28 protein-coding genes and 1 tRNA gene are annotated in these 24118 nt (G+C 61.4%); 18 read left to right on the top strand and 11 right to left on the bottom strand.

Translation table 11 applies throughout. The features are described from left to right. The first annotated feature begins 11 nt into the window (after nucleotides 1-11). A complete protein-coding gene (locus NKH29_RS27790) occupies nucleotides 12-689 on the top strand; it encodes a DsbA family oxidoreductase (RefSeq protein WP_023717609.1) in 678 nt (225 codons plus the stop codon). Between the two features lie 6 nt (nucleotides 690-695). Here the strand turns inward: NKH29_RS27790 and NKH29_RS27785 are convergent, their stop codons facing one another. Beyond that, a complete protein-coding gene (locus NKH29_RS27785) occupies nucleotides 696-1130 on the bottom strand; it encodes a hypothetical protein (RefSeq protein WP_023717610.1) in 435 nt (144 codons plus the stop codon). Nucleotides 1131-1771: 641 nt separating this feature from the next. On the opposite strand from NKH29_RS27785, the gene NKH29_RS27780 reads away from it, so the two are divergent. Together NKH29_RS27780 and mgtE are read left to right on the top strand one after the other, a co-directional pair. Continuing rightward, on the top strand, nucleotides 1772-3661 hold the full coding sequence (locus tag NKH29_RS27780; RefSeq protein WP_353001044.1) for an ABC transporter ATP-binding protein/permease: 1890 nt from the start codon (nucleotides 1772-1774) through the stop codon (nucleotides 3659-3661). 272 nt (nucleotides 3662-3933) lie between these two features. Next, nucleotides 3934-5298, top strand: coding sequence for a magnesium transporter (gene mgtE, locus NKH29_RS27775; RefSeq protein ID WP_352962797.1), 1365 nt, complete (start codon nucleotides 3934-3936; stop codon nucleotides 5296-5298). Between the two features lie 57 nt (nucleotides 5299-5355). Here the strand turns inward: mgtE and gor are convergent, their stop codons facing one another. From gor to rpiA, 3 genes are all read right to left on the bottom strand, one after another. Next, entirely contained in the window at nucleotides 5356-6744 is a 1389-nt protein-coding gene (gene gor / locus NKH29_RS27770) for a glutathione-disulfide reductase (RefSeq protein WP_352790013.1), read from the bottom strand. A 118-nt stretch (nucleotides 6745-6862) separates the two neighbouring features. Then, nucleotides 6863-7441, bottom strand: coding sequence for a DUF2059 domain-containing protein (locus NKH29_RS27765; protein WP_352494650.1), 579 nt, complete (start codon nucleotides 7439-7441; stop codon nucleotides 6863-6865). Beyond that, entirely contained in the window at nucleotides 7428-8159 is a 732-nt protein-coding gene (gene rpiA, locus NKH29_RS27760; protein WP_023717615.1) for a ribose-5-phosphate isomerase RpiA, read from the bottom strand. The genes NKH29_RS27765 and rpiA overlap by 14 nt, the downstream gene beginning before the upstream one ends. A 144-nt stretch (nucleotides 8160-8303) precedes the next feature. Between rpiA and NKH29_RS27755 the strand changes: the two genes are divergently transcribed. The 3 genes from NKH29_RS27755 to NKH29_RS27745 all read left to right on the top strand — a co-directional run bounded on the left by NKH29_RS27755 (nucleotide 8304) and on the right by NKH29_RS27745 (nucleotide 9694). After that, complete coding sequence (locus NKH29_RS27755) at nucleotides 8304-8987, top strand: phosphoglycolate phosphatase (RefSeq protein ID WP_352482587.1); 684 nt, start codon at nucleotides 8304-8306, stop codon at nucleotides 8985-8987. Nucleotides 8988-9089: 102 nt separating this feature from the next. Continuing rightward, nucleotides 9090-9164: transfer RNA gene (locus tag NKH29_RS27750), tRNA-Val, on the top strand. A gap of 104 nt (nucleotides 9165-9268) precedes the next feature. Continuing rightward, nucleotides 9269-9694: a hypothetical protein gene (locus NKH29_RS27745; protein WP_353001043.1), complete on the top strand. Its 426-nt coding sequence runs from the start codon at nucleotides 9269-9271 to the stop codon at nucleotides 9692-9694. 90 nt (nucleotides 9695-9784) lie between these two features. Here NKH29_RS27745 and NKH29_RS27740 read toward each other — a convergent pair whose 3' ends face one another. Next, nucleotides 9785-9997, bottom strand: a complete 213-nt coding sequence (locus tag NKH29_RS27740; RefSeq protein WP_352962791.1) for a hypothetical protein — start codon at nucleotides 9995-9997, stop codon at nucleotides 9785-9787. A gap of 255 nt (nucleotides 9998-10252) precedes the next feature. On the opposite strand from NKH29_RS27740, the gene NKH29_RS27735 reads away from it, so the two are divergent. Then, complete coding sequence (locus tag NKH29_RS27735) at nucleotides 10253-10504, top strand: PepSY domain-containing protein (RefSeq protein WP_352494647.1); 252 nt, start codon at nucleotides 10253-10255, stop codon at nucleotides 10502-10504. Between the two features lie 128 nt (nucleotides 10505-10632). After that, nucleotides 10633-11109, top strand: coding sequence for a hypothetical protein (locus tag NKH29_RS27730; protein ID WP_353001042.1), 477 nt, complete (start codon nucleotides 10633-10635; stop codon nucleotides 11107-11109). An 11-nt stretch (nucleotides 11110-11120) separates the two neighbouring features. Here the strand turns inward: NKH29_RS27730 and NKH29_RS27725 are convergent, their stop codons facing one another. Further along, complete coding sequence (locus tag NKH29_RS27725; protein ID WP_352962785.1) at nucleotides 11121-13022, bottom strand: L,D-transpeptidase family protein; 1902 nt, start codon at nucleotides 13020-13022, stop codon at nucleotides 11121-11123. A 221-nt stretch (nucleotides 13023-13243) separates the two neighbouring features. Continuing rightward, nucleotides 13244-13990 carry a 3-oxoacyl-ACP reductase family protein gene (locus NKH29_RS27720; protein WP_352790022.1) on the bottom strand — a complete coding sequence of 249 codons (747 nt, stop codon included), beginning with the start codon at nucleotides 13988-13990 and terminating at the stop codon, nucleotides 13244-13246. Nucleotides 13991-14088: 98 nt separating this feature from the next. On the opposite strand from NKH29_RS27720, the gene NKH29_RS27715 reads away from it, so the two are divergent. Continuing rightward, on the top strand, nucleotides 14089-14703 hold the full coding sequence (locus tag NKH29_RS27715) for a TetR/AcrR family transcriptional regulator (protein WP_023717623.1): 615 nt from the start codon (nucleotides 14089-14091) through the stop codon (nucleotides 14701-14703). 35 nt (nucleotides 14704-14738) lie between these two features. Here NKH29_RS27715 and NKH29_RS27710 read toward each other — a convergent pair whose 3' ends face one another. Further along, the gene (locus NKH29_RS27710; protein ID WP_352482593.1) at nucleotides 14739-15647 is read right to left on the bottom strand and encodes an alpha/beta hydrolase; all 909 of its coding nucleotides are present in this window, start codon (nucleotides 15645-15647) and stop codon (nucleotides 14739-14741) included. 47 nt (nucleotides 15648-15694) lie between these two features. Here NKH29_RS27710 and NKH29_RS27705 point away from each other — a divergent pair, with 47 nt between their 5' ends. Further along, the gene (locus tag NKH29_RS27705; protein ID WP_352494642.1) at nucleotides 15695-16147 is read left to right on the top strand and encodes a MarR family winged helix-turn-helix transcriptional regulator; all 453 of its coding nucleotides are present in this window, start codon (nucleotides 15695-15697) and stop codon (nucleotides 16145-16147) included. A 44-nt stretch (nucleotides 16148-16191) separates the two neighbouring features. Here the strand turns inward: NKH29_RS27705 and NKH29_RS27700 are convergent, their stop codons facing one another. Continuing rightward, on the bottom strand, nucleotides 16192-16803 hold the full coding sequence (locus tag NKH29_RS27700) for a pyridoxamine 5'-phosphate oxidase family protein (RefSeq protein WP_353001041.1): 612 nt from the start codon (nucleotides 16801-16803) through the stop codon (nucleotides 16192-16194). A 148-nt stretch (nucleotides 16804-16951) separates the two neighbouring features. Here NKH29_RS27700 and NKH29_RS27695 point away from each other — a divergent pair, with 148 nt between their 5' ends. Continuing rightward, nucleotides 16952-17380, top strand: a complete 429-nt coding sequence (locus NKH29_RS27695; protein WP_352494640.1) for a nuclear transport factor 2 family protein — start codon at nucleotides 16952-16954, stop codon at nucleotides 17378-17380. 22 nt (nucleotides 17381-17402) lie between these two features. Here NKH29_RS27695 and NKH29_RS27690 read toward each other — a convergent pair whose 3' ends face one another. Further along, nucleotides 17403-17756, bottom strand: a complete 354-nt coding sequence (locus NKH29_RS27690) for a gamma-butyrobetaine hydroxylase family protein (RefSeq protein ID WP_023717628.1) — start codon at nucleotides 17754-17756, stop codon at nucleotides 17403-17405. A 198-nt stretch (nucleotides 17757-17954) separates the two neighbouring features. Between NKH29_RS27690 and moaA the strand changes: the two genes are divergently transcribed. Continuing rightward, nucleotides 17955-18950, top strand: a complete 996-nt coding sequence (moaA, locus tag NKH29_RS27685) for a GTP 3',8-cyclase MoaA (RefSeq protein WP_352482597.1) — start codon at nucleotides 17955-17957, stop codon at nucleotides 18948-18950. 58 nt (nucleotides 18951-19008) lie between these two features. Next, nucleotides 19009-19482 (top strand): hypothetical protein, encoded by a 474-nt coding sequence (locus tag NKH29_RS27680; RefSeq protein WP_023717630.1) that lies wholly within the window; start codon nucleotides 19009-19011, stop codon nucleotides 19480-19482. A gap of 51 nt (nucleotides 19483-19533) precedes the next feature. Here NKH29_RS27680 and NKH29_RS27675 read toward each other — a convergent pair whose 3' ends face one another. Then, the gene (locus NKH29_RS27675) at nucleotides 19534-20196 is read right to left on the bottom strand and encodes a DUF1579 family protein (RefSeq protein WP_353001040.1); all 663 of its coding nucleotides are present in this window, start codon (nucleotides 20194-20196) and stop codon (nucleotides 19534-19536) included. A gap of 259 nt (nucleotides 20197-20455) precedes the next feature. Between NKH29_RS27675 and NKH29_RS27670 the strand changes: the two genes are divergently transcribed. The 5 genes from NKH29_RS27670 to NKH29_RS27650 all read left to right on the top strand — a co-directional run bounded on the left by NKH29_RS27670 (nucleotide 20456) and on the right by NKH29_RS27650 (nucleotide 24049). After that, nucleotides 20456-20812, top strand: a complete 357-nt coding sequence (locus NKH29_RS27670; protein ID WP_023717633.1) for a hypothetical protein — start codon at nucleotides 20456-20458, stop codon at nucleotides 20810-20812. A 120-nt stretch (nucleotides 20813-20932) separates the two neighbouring features. After that, nucleotides 20933-21853 (top strand): DMT family transporter, encoded by a 921-nt coding sequence (locus tag NKH29_RS27665; RefSeq protein ID WP_353001039.1) that lies wholly within the window; start codon nucleotides 20933-20935, stop codon nucleotides 21851-21853. 65 nt (nucleotides 21854-21918) lie between these two features. After that, nucleotides 21919-22548 (top strand): molybdenum cofactor guanylyltransferase MobA, encoded by a 630-nt coding sequence (gene mobA / locus NKH29_RS27660; protein WP_353001038.1) that lies wholly within the window; start codon nucleotides 21919-21921, stop codon nucleotides 22546-22548. Further along, on the top strand, nucleotides 22545-23054 hold the full coding sequence (mobB, locus tag NKH29_RS27655) for a molybdopterin-guanine dinucleotide biosynthesis protein B (protein WP_353001037.1): 510 nt from the start codon (nucleotides 22545-22547) through the stop codon (nucleotides 23052-23054). The genes mobA and mobB overlap by 4 nt, the downstream gene beginning before the upstream one ends. A 212-nt stretch (nucleotides 23055-23266) precedes the next feature. Beyond that, a complete protein-coding gene (locus NKH29_RS27650) occupies nucleotides 23267-24049 on the top strand; it encodes an ABC transporter substrate-binding protein (RefSeq protein ID WP_023717637.1) in 783 nt (260 codons plus the stop codon). The last annotated feature ends 69 nt before the right edge of the window (nucleotides 24050-24118 follow it).

Raw genomic sequence — 24118 nt, 5'->3', positions numbered from 1 at the left:
AGGAGATCAAGATGAACGACGAGAACTCGATTACCGTCGATGTGGTCTCCGACGTCGTCTGCCCCTGGTGCTTTATCGGCCAGAAACGGCTCGACAAGGCGATTGCCGCCGTCGATATCGACGTTCACATCCGCTGGCGGCCCTTCCAGCTCGACCCGACGATTCCGCCCGAAGGCAAGAACCGCCGCGACTACATGGTGGCGAAATTCGGCAGCGAGCAACGCATCCGCGAAATCCATGCCCGGATCGAGCCGTTGGGCGAGGCTGAAGGGATTTCCTTTGCCTTCGACGCCATCAAGGTCGCGCCCAATACGCTGGATGCGCACCGGCTCATTCGCTGGGCCGGGACTGCCGGCGAGGCCGTTCAGAACCGGCTGGTGCGCCGGCTGTTCCAGCTGAATTTCGAGGAAGGCGCCAATCTCGGCGATCATGCCGTGCTGATCGAAGCCGCCCGCGAGGCCGGCATGGATGCCTCCGTGGTCGAAACGCTGCTGCCGACCGACGCTGATGTCGAGGCGGTGCGCACCGAAATCGCCACCGCTTCGCGCATGGGCATATCGGGCGTGCCGTGCTTTCTGCTTGAGGGCAAATATGCCGTAATGGGAGCCCAGGACGCCGATACGCTTGCCGATGCGATCCGCCAGGTTGCAGCGGCCAAGGCACGCGGCGAGCTGGAAACGGCCAACTGAGCCGGACTATTTCACCGTCACCTTGGCCTTGCTGACGAAAAAGCCATGGCCATGCTTGCCGGTGCAGGTCAATCCCTTGGTGGATGACTGGCAGGAAAACGGCCCCTTGCTCCAGCTATTGCCGTAGGCCAGCTTGGTGACGTCGCCGCAGCAGCCTTGCTCGCCCGGATACTTGATCAGCGTCGCCGGGCGTTTCGGCCCGAGGATGATGGTGATGTAGCTGGGCTCGACACGCGAACAGCTCAGCTCCGGTCCGCCATCCTGCGGCTCGTAGGTGCTGGTGCCGCCCTTCGGCGTATAGATGCAGCCGATATTGCCGGACGGAGTGTTGAACTCGACCTGCCCCTCGGCGTTTGCAGGAACGGTCTGGCTGCCGGCATATGTTTGCGGCAGCCAGGCAAATGTTGCGAGCATCGCGGCAAAAAAAGTCCGTGCAAGCATGAAGAACTCCCCCCGGTTCAAACGTGGATGCGCCCCGGCAGGTTCGATCCGTAGCGCATCATTGTCAAACGCAGTTTTGTTCGCGCTCTAAAAAAGCATGGTCTAATGGATGTTGGTCCGCATCCTAGACTGTGCCGGAGAAGTCATTGCTTGGCTGATTACGGGTTCGTGACAAGGCGGCTTCAACCACGAATCATACGGTCACGTTCTGGCCACCGACGAGGTCGGACCTGACCGTAAAGGCGGGCTGAAGATCGGTTCAGCTTGTGAAAATCGACTGCTGGACGGCGCTTCTATGTTCACAAAGCTGTGTGAAGACCTTCCCTAGGGGAAGGTGTCTACCTGCTCTGGGGCGGGCAAGTAACTGTTTGAAATTGCGTTGATATTCCGCCCCTCGAAACGTGACAGCTTAGCGCCGTGAGCATTCATTCTGTTGCTCCACTGCAACGGCCGGCCAGCCAATCCACCTGCGGCTGGAGAAAAGCTAATGGAAAATGATCAATTGGTGTTACTGTCCGTAACAAAAGAAAAACCGTTTGGGCGGGATAGTGATTCGGGTCGATAGACCAACGCGACATTCAATATCGGAAAAATGGCTCCGCGGTGCCGCAAGGCAGTCGCCCCTGACGCCCGTATCGTCGATGCGCAGCTTCTGGGGCCTGATGCGGGCCTACTGGTTCTCAGACAAGTGGGTGGAAGCCTGGACGCTGACACTGGTGATCGCGTTGCTCACCGCGCTCTCCAGCAAAGCCGACGTCTGGTTTACCGTGGCTGGGGCAGAGCTGGCGACTTCGATCGCTTTTTTCCACGATGCCGCGAATACCACGCCGCTCAAGACAGTACTGACCAATGCCGGTTTGCTCGTGCTGTTGGTCGTGCTCAAGGACATGGGCATCACAGGTACCTGCAAGTTTGTATCGGCGACATTGCATCGCAAATGGCGTGGCTGGCTGAACGGCCGCTTCAATGAGGCGCTACTCGACCCCAACCATTCACACTACCACGCCCAGCATGGCTCGTCCGGCACGGCAGCGCCCGATAACATCGACCAGCGCGTGCAGGAATCGATCAAGGATATGACGGGCGGCGCTATCGGGCTTGCCATGGGCGTATTCAGTGTCTTCACCTCGCTCTACTTTGTCGGTGGAGCTTTGTTGGCAAATTCTGTGGAGGTAAAAGGACTGGAGTTCCTCGGCACCTACGGGAGCGTCGTGCTTGCTCTGCTGGCGGTCGCTCTCTACGTGCCGTTCAACACCTGGATCGCAGTCAAACTCGGCGGAATGCTGGAGTCGCTCAACATCAGGATGCAGAAGGCCGAAGGCAGCTATCGCGGCGAACTGATCACGTTATTGCGCCGCAGCTTCCATATCGCGGCCTCGCAAGGCGAAAACGTGCAGAAGACGATACATGGCCGGCTCTATCTCGACATCGATAGCACGTGGTCGAGGTTCAACATCGTCAACACCATCTATTCCGGATTCGAATCGGTCTACAACTTTGTCGGTGCCAAAATTGTCGCTTACGGGCCTGGCCTGGTGCCGTTCATCCACAACGGCCTCGACCTCAAGGGTTACATAACATGTTCCGAACAAGTCAACGCGCTGATCAGTAAGTGTTCGTGGTTCATCCATGTCATGCCAAGTCTTGCCACGTTGCGGGCCAACAGCCAGCGCGTGACCGAACTCGCAAACGCGATCGAAAACGTCCAGCAGCCGCAGGAATTCTACCAGCAGACCGGCCGGTCCGACTTCCGCTACGATCGTCAGAACCCGGTCTTCGGCCTAACCATCCAGAAGCTCGAACTGGCGCATCAGGGTGAGGATGCAACGCCGTTCCTGAGTGCCGCGAACTTGCGCTTCCGGCGTGGCGAGTGGACGTTCCTCAAGGGCGAATCCGGTTGCGGCAAGACCTCGCTGATCAAGGCGATCAACGGGCTGTGGCCTTATGGCCGCGGCACCATCGTCTTCCCGGAAGGGGTCAGGAGTTTCTACGCCGCTCAGGAGGTGAAGTTGCAGCAGGTTTCGCTGAAGCAACTGGTCTGCCTGCCCGGTTCCGAACATGATTACGCCGACGTGCAGGTCGCATCCGCCCTGCACAAGGCCGGCCTCGGCGACTTCATCGAGCATCTGGCCGATGAGAGCCGTGAAGGAAAGATCTGGGATCAGATCCTTTCGGGTGGGCAAAAACAGAAGCTGGTCGTCGCCCGCATCGTGCTGCAGCAACCGGGACTGCTGTTCCTCGATGAAGCCACCGGCGCGCTCGACCCCGATGGAAAGATCGCCTTCCACCAAGCGATCAAGGACAATTGCCCCGACGCAACCGTGATCTCGATCATGCATGAGGCGACGCCGCCGAGATCGGTCGCGGGAACCGAATTCTACCACAGCGTGGTTGCGATCGCCGACGGCGTCGCCACCAAGAAGCCGCTGGTTCCGAGCTTGCCGGTCGAGCTCACCACCATCCTCACGCAGCCGACGCGGCCGGCCGAGGACAAATGGCTGCGCTTTCCCCGCCGGCTGAAGCAGAGATAGCCGCGGCACCACTGCCGGCATCCAGCCAGCCTGCCACGTAGCCCGATCACAGTCTCGCGATCCAGTCGGTTTGCCGCCGTTTTAACCCGCTCTCGTGATTGACTCGGCAAGGCGCGCTCCTATGTTGCGCCGGCTCGCAGAGATCCCAACCCGAACCCGCGAGCAGAAAGGTCACCGCGCCATGCCTGGCGACAGTCACAGTCGAACGCAACCGCCGTCCGCTTGACGTGACCTGACCGGCTCACGTCCTGCCGGACGGCAAGGAGTGAGCCATGAACGAGTTTTCCCCCGTTGCGGGCGGCGATGCCATCGCCATCGCTCGCGTACTTGCCAACGAACACGTCGCCGACATCGTCGAGGCCTTGAATCAGGAGCCCCGCGAGACAGCATCGGATCTGCTCTGCGAAGTGCCGTTCGAGCGGCTGGTCGAGATCTTCGACCAGCCTGAACTCGACGGCGCGTCCGAACTGGTCGAGGCGCTGCCCCGCAGCAGGGCAGGCAGGCTGCTTGCCGCCATGTCGGTCGACCGCGCCGCCGACATACTGCGCGCTCTGAACGAACCGGCTCGTTCCGAACTGCTTGGGTGCCTGGCGCCGCCGCTGCGCGCGACGCTGCTTGCCATTCTAGGCTACCCCGAGGGCAGCGCCGCCTCGCTCATGACGACCGAATATGTCAGCGTGCCGCCGGACTGGAGCGTGGCCCGCACACTGGATTACATCCGTAAGGTGGGTCGGACACGCGAAACCGTCTATGCGATCTACATCGTCGATCCCAAAACGCATGTCCTGTTGCGCTCGACCAGCTTGCGCCGGCTGATTGCCGGTGAGCCGGATGAGCTGATCATGGCGGTTGCGCCGGATCGCGCGCCTATTACCGTGTCGCCGCTGACCGATAGCGAGAAGGTCGCACAGCTGATCTCGAAATACGATCTGCTCGCCGTCCCGGTCGTGGACAACGGCAAACTCCTCGGCATTGTCACCATCGACGACATCATCGACACGATGATCGAGGAAACGACCGAGGACGTGCATCGCTTCGGCGGCATGGAAGCTCTGGATGAGCCCTACATGAAGATGAGCTTTCTGGCGATGATCCAGAAGCGCGCCGGTTGGCTATGCGCGCTGTTCGTCAGTGAGATGCTGACAGCCAACGCGATGCAGAGCTACGAGGGCGAGCTGGAAAAGGCGATCGTGCTGACGCTATTCATTCCATTGATCATGAGCTCCGGCGGCAATTCCGGCTCGCAGGCGACCTCGCTGGTCATCCGGGCGCTGGCGCTGCGCGAAATCGGCCTTGGCGACTGGTGGCGGGTGGCCCTGCGCGAGCTGCCGACTGGTCTGGTGCTTGGCTCGATCCTTGGCGTAGTCGGCGTTTGCCGCATCGCGCTCTGGCAGTATCTCGGCTTCTACGACTACGGCCCCCACTGGCCGCTGATCGCAATGACGATCGGCGCCACGCTGGTTGGCATCGTCACCTTCGGCTCGCTGTCTGGATCGATGCTGCCGTTCGCCCTGAAGCGCATCGGCTTCGATCCGGCCAGCGCATCGGCTCCGTTCGTCGCCACGCTGGTCGACGTCACCGGGTTGGTGATTTATTTTTCTGTGGCGCTGGTGATCCTGCGCGGAACGCTGCTGTAAAAAAACTCACGCACTTCCATCGCGGCAATCCCGTTGCCGCGATGGGTTCTTGTCGCGTCAGACGCGCTCACCATCTCTCACCCGGTAAGTCGGCTTGTACATGGTGACGAGTTCTTCCGCCGCGGTCGGATGCACCGCCATGGTACGATCGAAATCATCCTTGGTCAGCCCGGCCTTCAGCGGTATGCCGAGAAGCTGCGCCATTTCGCCGGCATCCGGCCCGAGGATGTGGGCGCCGAGGACTCTTTTCGAGGCGCCGTCGACGACCAGCTTCATCAGCATCTTTTCATCGCGGCCGGAAAGCGTGTGCCGCATTGGCCGGAAGGTGGCGCGGTAGATTTCGAGATCCGAAAAGCGTTTTGCCGCCTCATCCTCCGACAGGCCGACCGTGCCGATCTCGGGCTGGGAAAAGACCGCGGTCGCGATCGTGTCGTGGTCGGGCGCCGTCGGCTTGTCCTTGAAGGCGGTCTCGACGAAGCACATCGCCTCGTGGATCGCCACCGGCGTCAATTGCACGCGGTGGGTGACGTCACCGATCGCCCAGATGTTGTCGATATTGGTGCGGGAGTATCCGTCGACCTGGATTGCCCCGGTCTTGGTCATCTCGATGCCGACGCCTTCCAGGCCCATGTTCTCGGTATTGGGAATGCGGCCGATGGCGAGCATGACCTGATCGACCGTCAGCACCGTGCCGCCGGTGACAAGCGCGTCGAGCCGGCCGTCAGGCCGCTTCCTGACCCACTCTGACACGGCGTGGCAGAGGATTCTTATCCCCTTCTTTTCCATCGTCTCGTGCAGCATGCGTCTGAGGTCCATGTCGAAACGGCTGAGGATTTCCTTGCCGCGGTAGACAAGCGTCGTGTCGACGCCAAGCCCGTGAAAGATGTTGGCGAATTCGACGGCGATATAGCCGCCGCCCTCGATCATGATTGCCTTCGGCAGCTCCTTGAGGTCGAAGGCCTCGTTGGAGAAGATGCAGTGCTCATGGCCGGGCAATGCCGGGTGCGGTGCCGGACGCCCGCCGGTAGCGATCAGGATCTGGTCGGCGGTAACGGTGCGATCCTCACCGAGAAGATGCACCACATGCGGATCGACCAGCACGGCGCGTGAGTGAAAGACTTCGCCGCCGGCGCCCTGCACGTTGTTCTGGTAGATGGCCTCCAGCCGGCTGATTTCGCGATCCTTGTTGGCGACCAGCGTCTGCCAGTCGAAACGCGCCTCAGGCACCGTCCAGCCATAGCCGGCGGCGTCGGCGAAATGCTCGGGGAATTGCGAGGCATAGACATAGAGCTTTTTCGGCACACAGCCGCGGATCACACAGGTGCCGCCATAGCGGTATTCCTCGGCGATGCCGACGCGCTTGCCGAGTGCTGCCGCGACGCGCGCCGCCCTCACCCCGCCGGAGCCGCCGCCGATGACGAAAAGATCGTAGTCGTAACCGGCCATGGCTGAACTCCTTGCCCCTCAAACACCGAGACAGGTAGGCTGCCGACCATCAAAAGAAAAGCCCGGACTTGCCGGGCTTTCTGGTCCAGTGGCGGTCAGGCCGCTCGGAAGTTCGCGATCAATTCGGTGTCGCGTCCGCAGGAGCAGCGCCATCGGCCGGGGCGGCACCGTCGGCAGGTGCGGCCGGCGCCTTGGCATTCGCCGCTGCACCCAGGGTCTCGCCTACCTGTTGGGCGAGATCGCGAGCCAGGCCGTTCTGCCAGATGTCGGCAGCCTTCACCAGCTCGCGCGTCACGATCGAGCCGTTGTCGAGCAGCTTCTTGCCGGTATCGGAGTTGTAGAAGGCGGCGATTTCAGTGAGCTCCTTTTCCGAGAACACTTTTGCATAGGCAAGCGCTGCTTCCTTTTCCAGGTCGGCGCGGCGCGATGCCAGGGCCATCGCCTTCTCGTTGATCGTCTTGGCGATCAGTTCCTGCATGTCCGGGTTCTTCTGGATCAGCTGCTGCTCGAGCGCCGCGGCAGCTTGCGGCAGGATGTTGTCGAACGTATCCGTCGCATGGATCGCCGCGACCGCGGCGCGCGCCGCCTTCAAATGCGCATCAGTGACATCCTGCGAAAACGCCGGCGACGAAAACGCGAAAACGGCCGAGGCCGCCAGAATGGCAAAAAAGCGGCCAACCCGGTTATGCAACATCATGATCGGTAAAACTCCCTGGTTTTCGGGCGGCATGGACGGTTTGGATGCCGTCGCCGCCGGCTATGATGGCCGTTGATGCCAGCCCGATGAAAAGACCATGCTCGACCACGCCCGGAATGGCGTGGAGAGCATTCGAAAGCGCTCTTGTATCCGGAATGCGGCCAAAAGATGCATCGAGGATAAAATGGCCGCCGTCTGTAACAAATGGCTGGCTCCCCGTCATCCTCAGTGTAACAGGGCCGGAAAGGCCAAGGTTTGCAGCCACTGCGCCAACTGCAATTTCGGTGGCGCGCAGGCCAAATCGGTTGACTTCGATGGGCAGCGGAAAACGGCCGATCATCTCGACCATCTTGGAGCTGTCGGCGATGACGATCATGCGGGCGGAGGCCGCCGCGACGATCTTTTCGCGCAGCAGCGCGCCGCCGCCGCCCTTGACCAGTGTCAGCGCCGGATCGATCTCGTCGGCGCCGTCGATGGTGAGGTCGAGCTCGGGCGTTTCCTCGAGGGTCGACAGCGGCACACCAAGCTCGGTGCAAAGGACGGCGGTGCGCTCCGAGGTCGGCACGCCGATGACAGTCAGGCCGGTGGCGACCTTGTCGGCGAGCAGCCGCACGAACTCATCCGCTGTCGTGCCGGTGCCGATGCCGAGCCGCATGCCGTCCGTGACATGGGCAAGCGCTGCCCGCGCAGCCTCAACCTTCAATTGCCTCGCATCCATGCCGGGTCCCGAGATTCGTTTCGGCGCTCGTAGCATTTTTGCCGGGCTGGTCAAAGGACCTTGCCCGCGATGCATAAGCCGGCTTGCCTGAACGGGCCGCAGCGGTTATCGCCTGCCGGCAATCAAATCGTCACAGGACAGGCCATGACCCGACCGATCATCGTGTTCGACCTCGACGGGACGCTGATCGACACGGCGCCGGATCTGCTCGACAGCCTCAACCACAGCCTTGCCGCCAGCCAGCTCACGGCCGTCGACGAAGCCGGCTTCAAGCGCTTCGTCGGCCATGGCGGCCGGGTGATGATAGAGCGCGCCCATGCAGCGCAGCACAGGTCGCTGGCAGTGGAGGAGCACGACCGCCTGCTAAAGCTGTTTCTGGACCATTACACCGTTAACATTCCCGGCAAATCGCGCCCCTACCCGGGCGTACCGGAGGCGATCGCGCGGTTCGAGGCGGCCGGGTACCTGCTGGCCATCTGCACCAACAAATACGAGGCCAATTCGGTGGCACTGATCGAGGCGCTCGGCATGACCAGGCATTTCGCGGCGATCTGCGGCCAGGACAGTTTTCCGTTCCGCAAGCCAGACCCGCGCCATCTCACGCAGACCATCGCGCGTGCCGGCGGCGACCCGCACCGTGCACTGATGGTCGGTGATTCGCAGACCGACATCGACACGGCAAAGGCGGCCGGCATTCCGGTGGTGGCAGTCGATTTCGGCTACACCGACCGTCATGTGCGGGAGTTTGAACCGTCGGCGGTGATCTCGCATTTCGATTCGCTGACGCTCGATATGGTACAAGGGCTGATGGCCGCGGCAGAGGGCTGAAGCCGGCCATAGTCCGGACCGCCAGATGCCGACCGACAAGTGGTTGACTTCGCGGGCCGGCCTCCCTTATATCGCGGCGCGCTTGGCCTTCGGGCAACGAGCGGGCGATTAGCTCAGCGGGAGAGCACACCCTTCACACGGGTGGGGTCGCAGGTTCAATCCCTGCATCGCCCACCATTTGCATTGCTTAGCCGTCCTCTCCTTTCCAGCCTCTATGGGCGACTTCTCATATTTCAAAGCAGAATATAGCGGCCGGCGCGCGGACCAAAACGGGGCGTTTGATGAAGAGGCTACTGTCGAAAGGCGTGTTGCTCGGGGTTCTTGTCGCCAGTGTTGCGGCGCAGACGAAATCGCCGATCTCCATCACGGTCGACAAGGAAACCGGGTGCTGGACATCGATTTCGAAAGATCACGAGTTCAGAATCAAGATCGCAAAGCCCGGAACCTTCGTGTTTCTGGCAATGCGCGGCGCCACTAACGCAAGCACCGAAGAAGACAGCAAGAATTGGGAATACCGGGAGCCTGTCTTCTGGCGCGTGGCTGATCTACCAGACGATGAAAAGCACGACTTCACCGAGTACGACCAGAAGTGGCAGGTCACACAGGTTTCGCAGGCAGGAAGATACGGACTGACCTTCTCACCAATGTCGATGTACGGCTGGAAAGGCGAGGTCTCTCTATGCTTGCGCCTGTCTGGGAAGCTCTAGCCTGAGAAACCTACGCTTGCGGATCTGCGTGGGGATGTGAAGTGAGCGCAGAAGGCTTCGTCCTAACGCAACACCTTCAAGCCAGAGCGGCTAGCAGCTGCAGGTCGCCCCCTCGCCGCCAAAATTCTTTTGGGCGAAATTCAAGGCGCTGCTGTAGCTCGTATAGCTCTGGAACTGGCAAACGTTGGAGCCGGCCCGCACCTTCATCTGCTCGATATCCCAGAACGAAACCCCGATACGGTCGTCGGCGCAATAGACTGTATAGCGTTCAGGTTCCAGCGCCTCGGCTTTCTGCACAGGCATCGAAACGTCCGGGATGGAGGATATGAAAAGTACAATTATGATGGCATGACGCATTTGCATGTAGACCCCCGAGTGACCGTCGGCACTGTTATGGCCGCGATGTTGAGGCGACGCATCATGATTTTAAGCAGTCGCCTTTTTTCGGCGGCCATAAATCAGGTACGGACGGTGCCTCCTTGTAGCGCAACGCTCCGCGATCCCGGAACAAACCTGCATGGAAACGAGTTTCTGCTGATCGAGATGTGAGGGAAAGCCATGTCCAGACTTGTTTTGGCGGCCGCCGTGCTGCTTGTCGGCGGATCGGCCTTTGCCGCGGACGACAATCCGGTGCCGGCGCAGAATGCCAAGAAGCTGTCGGAAATCATTGCCAAAGTCGAGCAGCGCGACGACTTCCGCTACATCAAGGAAATCGATTGGGACAGCGGCGCCTACACCGTCATTTATTACACGAACGACAAGGCCAAAGTCGAAATCACCTATGATCCGGTGACAGCCGCGCCGAAATGAAGCTGTCCCGCCAACGGTCCAGATTCCAAAAAATAGCGCGCCTCGAAGGCCCCCGGCCTTCGACAGACCCTTGCGCAGATATGACTTTGATGGCTGACTGAGTGCTATCATTGCGCGCGGGGGTGGGCATGGCGACGGTAAAGCACGTATTGAAACGCTTTCTGATGATGCTCGCGGGTTATTTCATAGCGGTACTGGTTGGGCTGATCGCGGTGGCGGCGATCTATGGCGGGCTGAGCTCGCTGCCAAATGCGCCGAATTATTTCGACGTCATGGGTGTCACCCCCGTCGCGGTGCTGCTGTTGCCGCCGCTCGGCATGTTCATCTATTTTCTGACGATCGTGCTGACCGGCCTGCAGACGCTGATCTTCGCACTGATTGCCGAGTTTTTCTCGCTGCGCAGTTTTTGGCTGCATATGATCTTCGGCGCCGCGGCTGCGGTTGGCGGCTTCGCCCTGATCTGGCCCAGTGTACCAGACGATACGAACCCGGAGCGCTGGGCCGATGTCGGTATCATTGCCGCGGCAGGCGTTGTCGCCGGCCTGGTTTATTGGCTGATCGCCGGGCGCGAGGCCGGCTTCCGGCGTCCGCTCTTTCAGCGCTAGACCCGCATTCCTCAGCTTGCCGGCGAACGCACCGCTTCCGTGCTGTCGAGCGCCTGCTGCAGCCTTGTGTCGCGGCCGTATACGTCGTTGAAATATTCGACATTGCCGGACAGGTCCGGCCATGCGGTGAAATAGGCGACATAGACCGGGATCTTGCGTGTCACGTCTTCGGTCGAATGTCCGAGCTTCAGTCTGTCCTCGATGTAGTCGACCGAGGTGCCGAGCACGGCAGCCGCCATACCGCGCGGATCCTGCAAGCGCACGCAGCCATGGCTGAGCGCGCGCATGTCGCGCTGGAAAAACGACTTCTGCGGCGTGTCATGCATGTAGATGGCGTGCTTGTTGGGGAACAATATCTTCAACTCGCCCAGCGCATTGGCCTCGCTCGGCAGCTGGCGCACGCCGTAGGGTATCTTCGCGCCATAGGCGCCCCAATTGACCGAGGAGGAGGGAATGCGCTTACCGCGCGCATTGACCACCTCATAGCCGGCGCGGTCGAGATAGCCCGGATCCCGGCGCAGCCGCGGCAGCATCTCATTGACCAGGATCGACTGCGGCACGCCCCAATAGGGATGGAAGTCGACCTGCTCGATCTGGTCATAGAAGAAAGCAGTCTGGTTGGTGGGCCTGCCGACGACGGCGCGGGTCTTCAGCTTCTCCTCGCCATCGTCGATATAGCTCGCGGTGAAAGCCGGCTGGTTGATGAAGACACGCGGGCTGCCGAGGTCGGAAGGCAGCCAGCGCAACTCTTCGAGCGCGACCCGAACCTTCTGAACCCTGTCGGCCTTGGACGTTCCGGCCAACGATGCAACGGTACGTGGGCCGATGACGCCGTCGCCTTTCATGCCGGCCCGTTTCTGCACCGCCTTGATCACCGGCACCAGCTCCGGATCGTAGACCTCGCTGGTGGCGAGCCTCGCCAGGACCTCGCCATAGGCGCCGCCCATCTCGTCATCGAGATTGCGCGCGATCTTTGTCAAAAGCTTCGGCAGCTCGGGGCTGGTCTGCCCCGGCTTCAGCAGCAGATTGGGATCGATGGTGATTTCGTCTTCGGCGCTGGCCTGGAGCGCTTCCAGTTCGACGCGCAGCGCCTGATACTCGGCGTTCTGTGGATGCCGCGATTCGAGGTAGGTGCGAGCTTGCTGGGTATGGGCCAGCGTCTTCAGCACCCCTTCCATGTCGAGCGGCTTCGGCGGAAAATCGTAGTAGCCGGTCATGCGGTTGGGATCGACGCGGCCGCTTTGTGCGTCACGGGCGTAGCGCAGGACGCGTGCCGACAGCGCCATCTCGAAGCGGACCAGCTCTTTCAGGCGTTCATCGGCATCGCCCGCCGATGTGCCTGCTGCCGGAATTTCGACGGTGTAGTCGGCGGGCGTCAGGCCGTAGCTCGCGGCTTCGCCCAGCACCCGCACCGCATCCTGCGCACGGCTGCTGGGACTGGTTCCCGTCACCCAGATGAAATCCGGATTGGCTGAGTAGTAGGCGATCAGCGCCTTGGCGATGTCCTTCTCGGCATAGAGGTCATAGCCGTCGAGCCCGGCAATGGCTTCGCGGAATGCAGCCCCGGTGGCCGCCGGCTCGAACGCAGCATCCTGCGGCGTTGCCGGTTCAGGCGCTGCCGACAGTGCCGAAAAATCGACGCGCACCAGCGGATCGCTCTTGTAGGTGTAATAGGACGGGCTGCTGATTTGCGCACCACCACCGCCACCACCGGAAGCGGCCGGCGCCTTGGGCCTCGGCTTGTATTTTGACGGTGGCGGGGGAAAGTTACCTTTCGGCGGTGCGTGCTTGACGCCGCCGCCGAAAAGCATGTCGAAGAACCCTTGTGCTTCAGCCTGCGGCGCGCCGAAGGCCAGCATTGCCACGGCCACCGCAAACGGCAGCACGGTGGCTTTGTTTCCAAGGAGTTTCATGGATCACCCGCTCCGGTTGAACCCGGATCCCGTTCCGCACCGCTTTCACGGTCTCGCCCACCGCATGGCGGATGTAAGGCGTGACTATACTGATTCATACTGATTTCGTTAAGCTTCCATAAATTTCGGAACGTCTGTTGCAGAACGGTTTCACAACATCGTGACGGGTCAAGCCAATCCGCCTTCGCCCCCGACCAATGGTAGTGCCCGCGAGCCAAGCCTCAAGCGTTGGCGCCGCCGTCGATGGTCAATGCCGCGCCTGTCACGAAGCGCCCTTCGGGGCCGGCAAGCCAGGCGACCATGCCGGCGATCTCGTCGGCCGTGCCGAAGCGAGGCGTCGCCATCTTCTGGCGCTGATGCTCGGCGTGCGGGCCGCCTGCTGGATTCATGTCGGTATCCGTCGACCCCGGATGGACGACATTGGCGGTGATGCCGCGCGGACCGAGATCGCGTGCAAAGGCCTTGGTCAGGCCAACCAAGGCAGCCTTGCTGGCCGAATAGGCGCTCAGGCCGGCATCGGTGGCACGCTCGGCCAGGTTGCTGCCGATCGAGATGATTCGGCCACCCTCGCCCATATGCGCCGCTGCTGCCTTGGCGGCGACGAACGGGGCTCTGAGGTTGACCTCCATTGTCTCATCGAAGTCGGCAAGCGACAGGGCATCGATCGGCGCAGCGCGCCAGATGCCGGCGCTGTTGACGAGGATATCGAGCCGTCCGAAGGCTTTTACCGCCTCATTGACTGCCGCCTCGATCGCGGCAGCATCGCGATTGTCGGCCTTGATGGCGAAGGCCCGGCCGCCGGCCGCCTCGATTGCCCCGACCACCGAACGCGCCCGTTCCTCGCCATTCACATAGGTGATCGCCACGCCCGCGCCGTCGGCCGCGAGCCTTCGTGCGATCGCCGCACCAATGCCGCGGCTGCCGCCGGTGACGAGGGCGGCCTTGCCGTTCAAGCTCCTGGATGACATTTGCTTCTCCATTTTGTAGTGATTGATACATAAATATCTGCCAGCCTTGCTGAACCACGTCAACTGAATTATGTATCGATCAACACAGAAAGCACACCATGCCGGAACGAGGCCGCCCCCGCACCTTCGATCGAACCGCCGCCTTGCGGCGGGCAATGGAAGTGTTTTGGGCCAAGGGTTATGAGGGCGCGTCGATAAGCGACCTGACCGCTGCAATGGGCATCAACTCACCCAGCCTCTACGCAGCCTTTGGCAGCAAGGAAGCGCTGTTCCTCGAGGCGACCGAGCTTTACACGCAGGTGGAAGGCACCGATATCTGGTCTGCGCTGGAAAAGGCGCCGACCGCACGCCAGGCGGTCGAGCGATTCCTGCGCCAGACGGCCAGGGCCTATTCGCAGACCGGCCGTCCGCAAGGCTGCCTTATCGCGCTCGGCGCATTGCACCAGGACTCGAGCCGCGGCGCCATCTGCGATGATCTGCGCCGTCGCCGTGCCGAAAACCGCGAAGCCTTGCTGAGACGCCTCGAGCGTGGCGTGGCCGAGGGGGAGTTGCCGGCCGATTTCGACTGCGGTACGGCCGCGACCTTCTATGCGACCGTACAGCACGGCATGTCGATCCAGGCGCGCGACGGCGCGTCGCGCTCGGCTCTTCTGGAGACGGTGGCCGGGGCAATGGCGGCTTGGATAGCGATGGCCAGCACCGGGGCGGCGTGACGGTCGAACCCGGCAGACAAGAACAGACATTCAGGTCACTGCAGAGACGGCTCCAGCCTGCCGGCAACGAAGCCAACGGCGCGCTCCACCACACCCTTGTCCGCGAGAATGCGGCGGTGGCCGAGCCCGTCGGCCCAGTACAGCCGCACATGGTCGCCGGCACGCGCGTAGAGCCTTGCATGATCGGCGGACACTTCGCGGTCGTCCGGCGCGTGGATCACCAGCGTCGGCAGCGGCGCGCTTGCCAGTTGGCGGTCACCGGTGAATTCGTGCAGCGGCCGGCCGGCGATGCGCTCGACCCGGTCGGCCATGGCGACCTGCGAGCGCGAGCCGACATTCAGCATGCGGCTGAAATCGGCAAAGATCGCAGGAAGCGAGCTCGGCGCAGCGATTAGCACCAGCCGCCCGGCCGTCAACGGCGGGATATTTCTGATTGAACCGGCGACGGCATTGGCGGCGACGGCACCACCAAAGGAATGGCCGGCGATGGCGGCAAATGGGCCGAACCATTCGCCGGCAACCCGTGCTGCATCGACCGCACTGACAAGGGTCAGCCGGCGGCCCTGCGACTGGCCGTGGCCCGGCAAATCGAGCGAGACCACCTTGTAGCCGGCATCGCGATAGGCTTCGATCAATGTGCGCATGTATTCGGTACGCGAACGCCAGCCATGGATGACGAGCACGGTGCCTGCAGCCGCCCTGCCCGGCTCGGGCCGGAATTCATGCACCATGACGCAGCCGGTTCTGGTCTTTAGCCGGTGATGGCGCGCTTCGGTCATGAAATCGGCGGCGCGATCGATTGCGCGGCGCTCACCATGGCTCAAGCTCTTTTCGTGCGGCGTGCGGCAGAACAGCTCGAATGCAGCGCGCCCGGTGAGTCGCGGCGCCACATGCTCGGCCACGCCGAACGTGCCGCGGATGACCTTCAGTCCAAATGATGCCATAGTGGCGATCCATCCATTGGTTCAAGCATGAACATAATAGTTCAAACATGAACATTAAGCAAGACCTGCCCTGGGACAACCCGCGTTTTCGCAACTGGGTTGCGGTGGCGCGCGCCTGCCACGTGGTGGAACGCACCTTGGCGGTGAAGCTGGCGCCGCTCGACCTGAAGCCGGCGCAGCTGGACGTGCTGATGAACCTCTACCGCCATCCCGGCATGTCGCAGCACGACCTCGCTCGCCGCCTGCTGGTCGGCCGCTCCAACATCACCATGCTTTTGCCGCAGTTGGAGACCCGCGGCCTACTGCGCCGCGAGAGCGACGAGAAGGACAAGCGCGTGCTGCGGCTGACGTTGACTGAGGCAGGCGAAGCACTGCTGATGCAGGCCCTGAAGGTCCACATGACGCTGATCGAAAAGGCGATGAGCCAGTCGACGCCGGAACAATGCGACATGATCGGCGAACAGATGCGCAAGATTGCCGAGGTGTTGAAGACCGCCTGACGGCCCAGTGCTTCACCACCAAATTCCCTCACCACCAAATTTCTTCACCACATCGATTTTTTCGCGCGCTCCGGCCATTCCCTGTCGTAGACCTCGCCGTCGATGTTCTTGCGGCTGGTGATTTCCAGGATTTGGCCGGCGGTCGGCAGCGATCTTGGGTCGACATGCCTTGCCGGATTCCACAGTTCCGACCGGTGGATGGCGCGGGCGCACTGGAAATAGACCACATCGACCTCGACGACCGTCACCGAGCGCGCCGGCTTGCCCTCGACTGCGAACGAGGCGCAGAGCGCGGGATCGGTGGTGATGTGGGCGCGTCCATTGACGCGCAGCGTCGTGCCGGAACCCGGCACCAGGAACAGAAGCGCGACGCGCGGATCGCGAAGGATGTTCCTTAGCGAATCGGCACGGTTGTTACCGCGCCGGTCCGGCATCATCAGCGTTTTCGGATCGTGGATGCGGACGAAGCCGGCGAGATCGCCGCGCGGCGAGCAGTCCAGCCCTTCAGGCCCGCAGGTTGCGAGCGCAGCAAACGGCGAAGCTTCGATGAAAGCAGCGTATTCAGGAATCAGCTGGTCGAGTTCCTTGACCACCGACGCCTCGCCGGGCAGGCCATAGAGCGCTTCGAGCTGTTCGACGCTGGTGATCATGGACATGTTTTCGTCTCCAACCTTTGCCGGCGCTACTCCAGACGCATGACATTTTCACGACACGATGCCCGTTTGTCCGTCATCAGGAAACGGGTGTCGAGGGACCGCGAACAAGCGCAAACCGCTTTCGTGCTGATAGAAACGGAGGTCAAAAATGGAGAAACCGCTCGGCCGGCGACGCACCGCCATGGAACTTATTGAAAACATGTTCAATGTTGAAATGCGTTTCCTGCAATCAGGCTCGGAGAGCCTCGATATGCTTGCCAGCGCATTTCATGTCGAGATTGTCGTGCATGAGCCTCGCTCCCTGCCCTATGCCGGTGACTGGAACGGCCTCGACGGCGTTGGCGCCCTTTTCCGCAAGATGCGGGAAATCTGGAGCGACGTGGCGGTGGAGGACCTCCAGGTCGCCCAAAACGATGACATGGTGTTCATGAGCTGCACGCTTTCGCTGACATCGCGGGCCAATGGTGCAACCATCAAGCAGCCGTTTGCCGAAGTCTTGCGCTTCAAGGATGACCGGCTGATCGAAGGCACGCCGTTTTATCACGACACCAGCGAGATACTGGCGATGCTGCGTTGACCGGAGCGTCCCGCGAAATCAGTCAGCGGTCGCGGCTCAGCCCCTTCTCTTCCAGCTCGGCGAGATAGGCGGCCCAGCGTGCATCCTTCTCATGACCCAGCGTATGCAGGTAATTCCAGGTGAAGATGCCGGTGTCGTGGAAATCGTCGAAGGTGATGCGCACGGCATAGTTGCCGACCGGCTCGATCTTAAGGATCGCTACATTGCGCTTGCCGGGAACGGTGACGCGCTGTTCGGGCGAATGGCCCTGCACCTCGGCCGACGGCGAGGCAACACGCAGCAGCTCGGCTGGCAATTCGAACGGCTGATGGCCCGGAAAGGTGACGGAAAGCAGCTTGCGGTCCTTCGAGACCCTGAGTTCCTTTGGCGCTGTCATGCTGGTGGATCCTGCGGAAGACAGCCTTCCCTACGCCGCTTCGCGTTGAGGGAAAAGGCCGTTTCAGAACTTCCGACATGATCTGTCGGCGTCGGGATGTTACCGCAGATCGCGAGCTTCTATCTTGAATGGCAAGTTGGCTCGCATCACATAGCCATATATAACGAAGCCGTTCACGGCCACGGGAAGCGCATAAGCATGGATATGATCGATCCTTTCGGTCGCACGATCACCTACCTGCGCGTGTCGGTCACCGACCGCTGCGATTTCCGCTGCACCTATTGCATGGCCGAGGACATGACGTTCCTGCCCAAGAAGGACCTGCTGTCGCTGGAAGAGCTCGACCGGCTTTGCACGGTCTTCATCGAAAAGGGCGTGCGCAAGCTCCGCCTCACCGGCGGTGAGCCGCTGGTGCGCAAGAACATCATGCATCTGGTGCGCCAGCTTTCGCGGCATCTCGAGAGCGGTGCGCTGGAAGAGCTGACGCTGACCACCAACGGATCGCAGCTTTCACGCTTTGCCGCCGAGCTCGCCGACTGCGGCGTCAAACGCATCAACGTCTCGCTCGACACCCTCGATGCCGACAAATTCCGCCAGATCACCCGCTGGGGCAATCTGGATAAGGTCATGGACGGCATCGACGCGGCGCAGGCGGCGGGGCTGAAGGTAAAACTCAATGCGGTGGCCTTGAAGGACTTCAATGATGCCGAATTGCCGGAAATGCTGCGCTGGGCGCATGGCCGCGGCATGGATCTGACGGTCATCGAAACAATGCCGATGGGCGAGATCGACGCCGACCGCACCGACCAGTATTTGCCGCTGTCGCTGCTGCGCGCAGCACTCGAGCGCCAGTTCACGCTGAGCGATATTCCCTATAAGACCGGTGGCCCGGCCCGCTATGTCCACGTCGCCGAGACCGGCGGGCGGCTCGGCTTCATCACGCCGATGACGCATAATTTCTGCGAAAGCTGCAACCGGGTCCGGCTGACCTGCACCGGCACGCTTTACATGTGCCTCGGCCAGGAAGATGCAGCCGACCTGCGCGCACCACTGCGTGCGTCCGAAGGCAACGAGCTGGTCGCCGACGCCATCGACGAAGCAATCGGCCGCAAGCCGAAAGGCCACGACTTCATCATTGATCGCCGCACCAACCGCCCATCGGTGTCGCGGCATATGAGCGTCACCGGCGGCTGATTTTTCACCGATTTCGTGCAAGAATAATCGCCTTGGCATCGGCTTCGAGGCAAGGCTCATGCAGCGGCTTTTTGCAATCCCGACGTTTTTCGGAGTGATGGCGGGGACCATGGCAGTTGCCGCGCCACTCACCTATACGAACGAGCGCTTCGGTACCGTCTGCACCTTTCCGGATGAGATCTTCACTCTTCGCCAGCCTGAGCCGGACAATGGCGATGGACAACAATGGCTCACCGCTGATGGCGCCAGCCTGATCTGTTCAGGCATCCTCAATATCGATGATGAAACTCCGACAGCCTTCGTCTCCGCCCAGAGGGGCAGCAAGGAACCTGGCTACAAGATTACCTACAGCAAGACCGGCAAGGACTGGGCGGTGCTGTCGGGCATCAAAGGCGAGAACATCTTCTACGAACGCCGCCTGTTCGGAAAAGACGGTGTCATCCGTACGGTCTGGATCGACTATCCGCCAGCCTTGAAATCGAAATACGACCCGCTTATCGGAGCGATCGCCGGCAGCCTCAGGGGACCGTGAGCATCCGGCGACCTCGGAACATATTCGCAACCCGTTGTTTTTACTAACGAGTCACGGTTGACGCGTGTAGTCGTATCGTACGGCAAGCCATTTCTTGCCGCTGCCATTGGCCTGGAGGAAATGCTGCTCGGCCACTTCGTGATTGTCGCCGTCCCTGGAAATGACGAAATCGGAGGCAGTGAATCGCCCTTCGACCTCGGGCCCGAAGCCGACGAAACCAAGCGGCTCGAAAAGCACAGAAATCTTGCCGTCCTCCTCGCCACCAAAACTCCAGGCGGGCATGATCCCTGCCGGGAAACGGGTATCCATCGAGACATACTTCCAGCGGCCCTCCACCCGGTCATAGCTCAAATAGGCTATCCGCTGGAAGTCTGGGATTTTCGATCCGGGCGCCGGTCGCATCACCTCCTGCATGAAGGGGCCGATCATCGTACGCTCGGCCACCAGCCCGGTCATCACAATCGGCTGGGCGCCGGGCGTTGGCCAGATCGTGTTGACGACGGACCATTTCCCAACGCGGCGAGCGAGTTCATCCGCTTCGTGACCCGGCGTGGACATCCGTTCGACTGCCGACGCCGAAGCGCCGTTCTCGGCGAAGGCAGGCGCCATCGCCATGAGGATAACCGCCAGTGCAGAAGAGAACCGGGAAGCCGACGAAACGTGCCGCCTGCTGCCTGTGCCAAGCATGTCCGCATTGCCTCGTGCATTCATCATGGACCACCTCCCCAGACAAGATCAGAAGCCTACAATGACCAATTTGGTGAATCTTGCCGAGCAAATTTGATCTCGTCGAAAAATTTTCCTCGAGCCGCAGTGTGATCGATTTGCCCTCCGAACCCATCTTTGGAACGGCACATTTCGGGATCACACCCAGAAAAGGTCTTGTCCGCAAACGGTTACCGGATTTACCGCAAGCCCGTTCGGGCCTAGCCTCTGCTCTGGAGCGGTTCTTCGCCCAGTGGGGGAATACGATATGCACAAACTCATTCTTTCTGTTGCATTGCTCAGCTTCGCGGCCCTGCCCGCGGCGGCCCAGTCGATCGGCGGCACCTATGCCGTGGCCGGCACCAACTTCGATGGATCGTCCTATGGTGGCGACGCGACGATTACGCTGACCAGCGAGACTACCTGCACGATCCATTGGGAGACAGGCGGCTCGTCCTCGGACGGCATCTGCATGCGCAACGACGATGCCTTCTCCGCCGGCTATGTCATGGGCAAGGCGGTTGGCCTTGTCGTCTACAAGGTGCAGGAAGACGGCTCGCTGCATGGCCTGTGGACGATTGCCGGCAAGGAAGGCAACGGCACCGAGGTGCTGACGCGCAAATAAGCCTGCCGCTCTTGCGAGTAGATGTCACGGGCCACAGAAAGGCTGTGGCCCAGCCCTTTGACGTTGCTGTTTTGCGGGTGCCTGCTAGACGCTTGCTGCAGGACTCACCCGGTAATCGCCTTGCCTCTTTCGCCAAATCTGCGCGGCGCGTTGTTCATGATGGTGGCCATGATTGGTTTCACCCTCAACGATGCAATCACCAAATTCTCGTCGGAATCGATGAACATGGCGCAGGTCATGCTGATCCGCGGCGCCTTCGCTTCGCTTTTCGTTGCCCTGCTTGCGTGGCAACGCGGCGCGCTTGCCCGGCCTGGCTCGATGCTGCAGCCGACAGTTGCGCTGCGCGTCGCCAGCGAGGCCGGCGCCACGGTGTCGTTCCTGGTTGCTCTGGCACATCTTCCGATCGCCAATGTGTCCGCCGTGCTGCAGGCGCTGCCGCTGGCTGTGACGATGGGCGCCGCGCTTGTGTTCAACGAGGGCGTCGGCTGGCGGCGCTGGCTGGCCATTGCCGTCGGTTTTGCCGGCGTGCTGATCATTGTGCGGCCGGGCTTCGAAGGGTTCAGCATGTTTTCTCTGCTGGCACTGGCTAGCGTGGCATGCTGCGCGGTGCGCGACCTCGCCACCAAGCGGATTCCGCAGGCAATTCCGACATTGCTGGTGTCGACCGCCACCGCTCTTGCCATGACCGTTCTGGGCGCAGCATTGCTTTCGCCGATGGGCGGTTGGACGCCGATGACGGGAAAAAGCACGGCATTCCTGGCGCTGGCGGCGGTGCTCGTGCTCATTGGCTACCAGTTCATCATCATGGCGATGCGGGTGGGCGATATCTCCTTCATCGCGCCGTTCCGCTACACCGCCCTGCTCTGGTCGATCCTGCTTGGCTTCACGATCTTCGGCGATGTCCCCGATCTGCCGATGATCGTCGGTGCCACGATCATCATCGCCTCAGGCCTCTATGCGCTCTACCGCGAACGGATCGTCGGCCGGCGACAGACAGCTGCCGAAAGCGCTGGACCGGACATGGCGCCGGACGGCATATAGGCGCGACCGTTGACGACCGTCTGATTTGAAAACTTGATTTTGGTCATAGGGTCTAGCAGCAAACGATGGGCCGAGATATCGCAGGGATCATTCTGGCCGGCGGCCGGTCGAGCCGGATGGGCGGCGGCGACAAGACGCTGCTTGCGCTTGGCGATGGGACCCTGCTCGACCGTGTCGTTTCGCGCCTTGGCCCGCAGGTCGGCCCGCTGGCGCTCAACGCCAATGGCGATCGGGCACGGTTTGCCGCGACGGGGCTTCCCGTGCTTGCCGACACCGTCAAGGGTTATGCCGGGCCGCTTGCCGGGATCCTGACCGGCCTCGAATGGGCTTCCGACACCACTTGCCAGGCGCTGGTCACGGCTGCAGGCGATACGCCTTTCCTGCCCAAGGATATGGTCGAGCGGCTGCTCGCGGCAGCCTATGCACGCCCGGGCTCGATCGCCGTTGCCTGTTCCGGCGGCAAACGGCATCCGACGTTTGCGCTCTGGCCGCTGGGGCTCGACCAGGCCTTGCGCCAATTTCTCGTCGAGGAAGACAACCGGCGCGTTTCGGCGTTCATCGACCGGCACGGTTTTGTCGAGGTGGATTTTCCCATCCTGAAATCCGAAGGGTCCGAGATCGATCCCTTCTTCAACATCAACACTCCCGACGACCTTGCCCGGGCCGCGCATCTGTTGCAGAGCATCGAGCCATGAACAGACGTATCTTCGGCATCACTGGCTGGAAGAACTCCGGCAAGACGACATTGACCGAAAAGCTGGTAGCCGAACTCGTTCGGCGCGGCTGGAAAGTGTCGACGGTAAAACACGCCCATCATGATTTCGACATCGACAAACCTGGAGCGGACAGCTTTCGCCACCGCCAGGCGGGAGCGATGGAGGTGGCGATCGTGTCGGGCAGGCGCTGGGCGCTGATGCACGAATTGCGCGGCGAGGACGAGCCGACGCTGGACGCGATCCTGTCACGGCTGGCACCCTCCGATATTGTGCTGGTCGAGGGCTACAAGCGCGAGGCGCACAAGAAAATCGAGACGCGACGGCTCGAGGCCAAGGACCGGACACCGCTCTCGGCAGGCGATCCACACATTATCGCCATCGCCTCCGATTTCGCCATTGTGGGGGAAGACCTGCCGGTCTTTGATCTCGACGATGCGAATTCGATAGCCGACTTCATCGAGCGCGCCACCGGCCTGACGCGCTGAGATCGCGGCCGCGGGGAGCTTCCCGCCACTTTCTCTCCATTTAGGCGTTTGACCCAGCGTCACCGTTTTCTGAACATGACCTTCCCTCAAGCGGCGGTTTTGCAGTTGCTTTTTCTTGGGAAAGAATGGGAGTATCGCGCCAGCGGGCGGTCAAAAGCACCGCCCACAGAGCCGTTCGGGAACGACGGCCGGGACCAACAGAGAGGACCATTATGCGTATTGCACTGCGTATCGCGCTCGCCGCATCGGCTGCGCTGCTGACGCTTGGCGTTGCCCAGGCCCAGGAAAAAACCTTGAGGATCGGCACCGAAGGAGCGTATCCGCCATTCAACAACCTCACCGCCGACGGCCAGCTCGTGGGCTTCGATATCGATATCGCCAAGGCACTGTGCGACGAGATGAAGGTGAAGTGCACTTTTGTCGCGCAGGACTGGGACGGCATCATTCCAGCCCTTCAGGCAGGCAAGTTCGACGCCATTGTCGCGTCTATGTCGATCACCCCGGAACGAGCCGAGAAGGTCGACTTCACCCACAAATATTACAATACGCCGCCGGCAATCGCCGCGCCTAAGGACACTGATATCAAGGGTGTCACCAAGGAAGATTTGGCCGGCAAGACGATCGGCGTGCAGGCATCCACCACGCATTTCAACTATTCGACCAAGACTTACACCGACAGCACCGTCAAGCCGTATCCGACCGCGCAGGAATACCAGCTCGATCTGGCCAATGGCCGGCTCGATGCCGCCAATGACGACATCGTCGTGCTGCAGCAATGGCTGGATTCGCCGGACGGCGCCTGCTGCAAGCTGGTCGGCACAATCAAGCCCGTCATCGAAATCCACGGTCCGGGCGCCGGCATTGCCGTGCGCAAAGGCGAGACCGACCTGGTCAACCAGTTCAATGCGGCGATCGACGCGATCCGCGCAAACGGAAAGTACAAGGAAATCAACGACAAATACTTCAAATATGACGTTTACGGCGGCGAGTCCTGATCGACCGACATAGGACAACGTGAACGGCGGGAGATTCCGCGCCGTTCTTATAAGGATGCCGCGCACGAG

It is taken from the genome of Mesorhizobium sp. M1295 (genome assembly GCF_040318135.1).
Taxonomy (GTDB): Bacteria; Pseudomonadota; Alphaproteobacteria; order Rhizobiales; family Rhizobiaceae; genus Mesorhizobium.
This window is presented reverse-complemented; position numbering and strand designations above follow the sequence as displayed.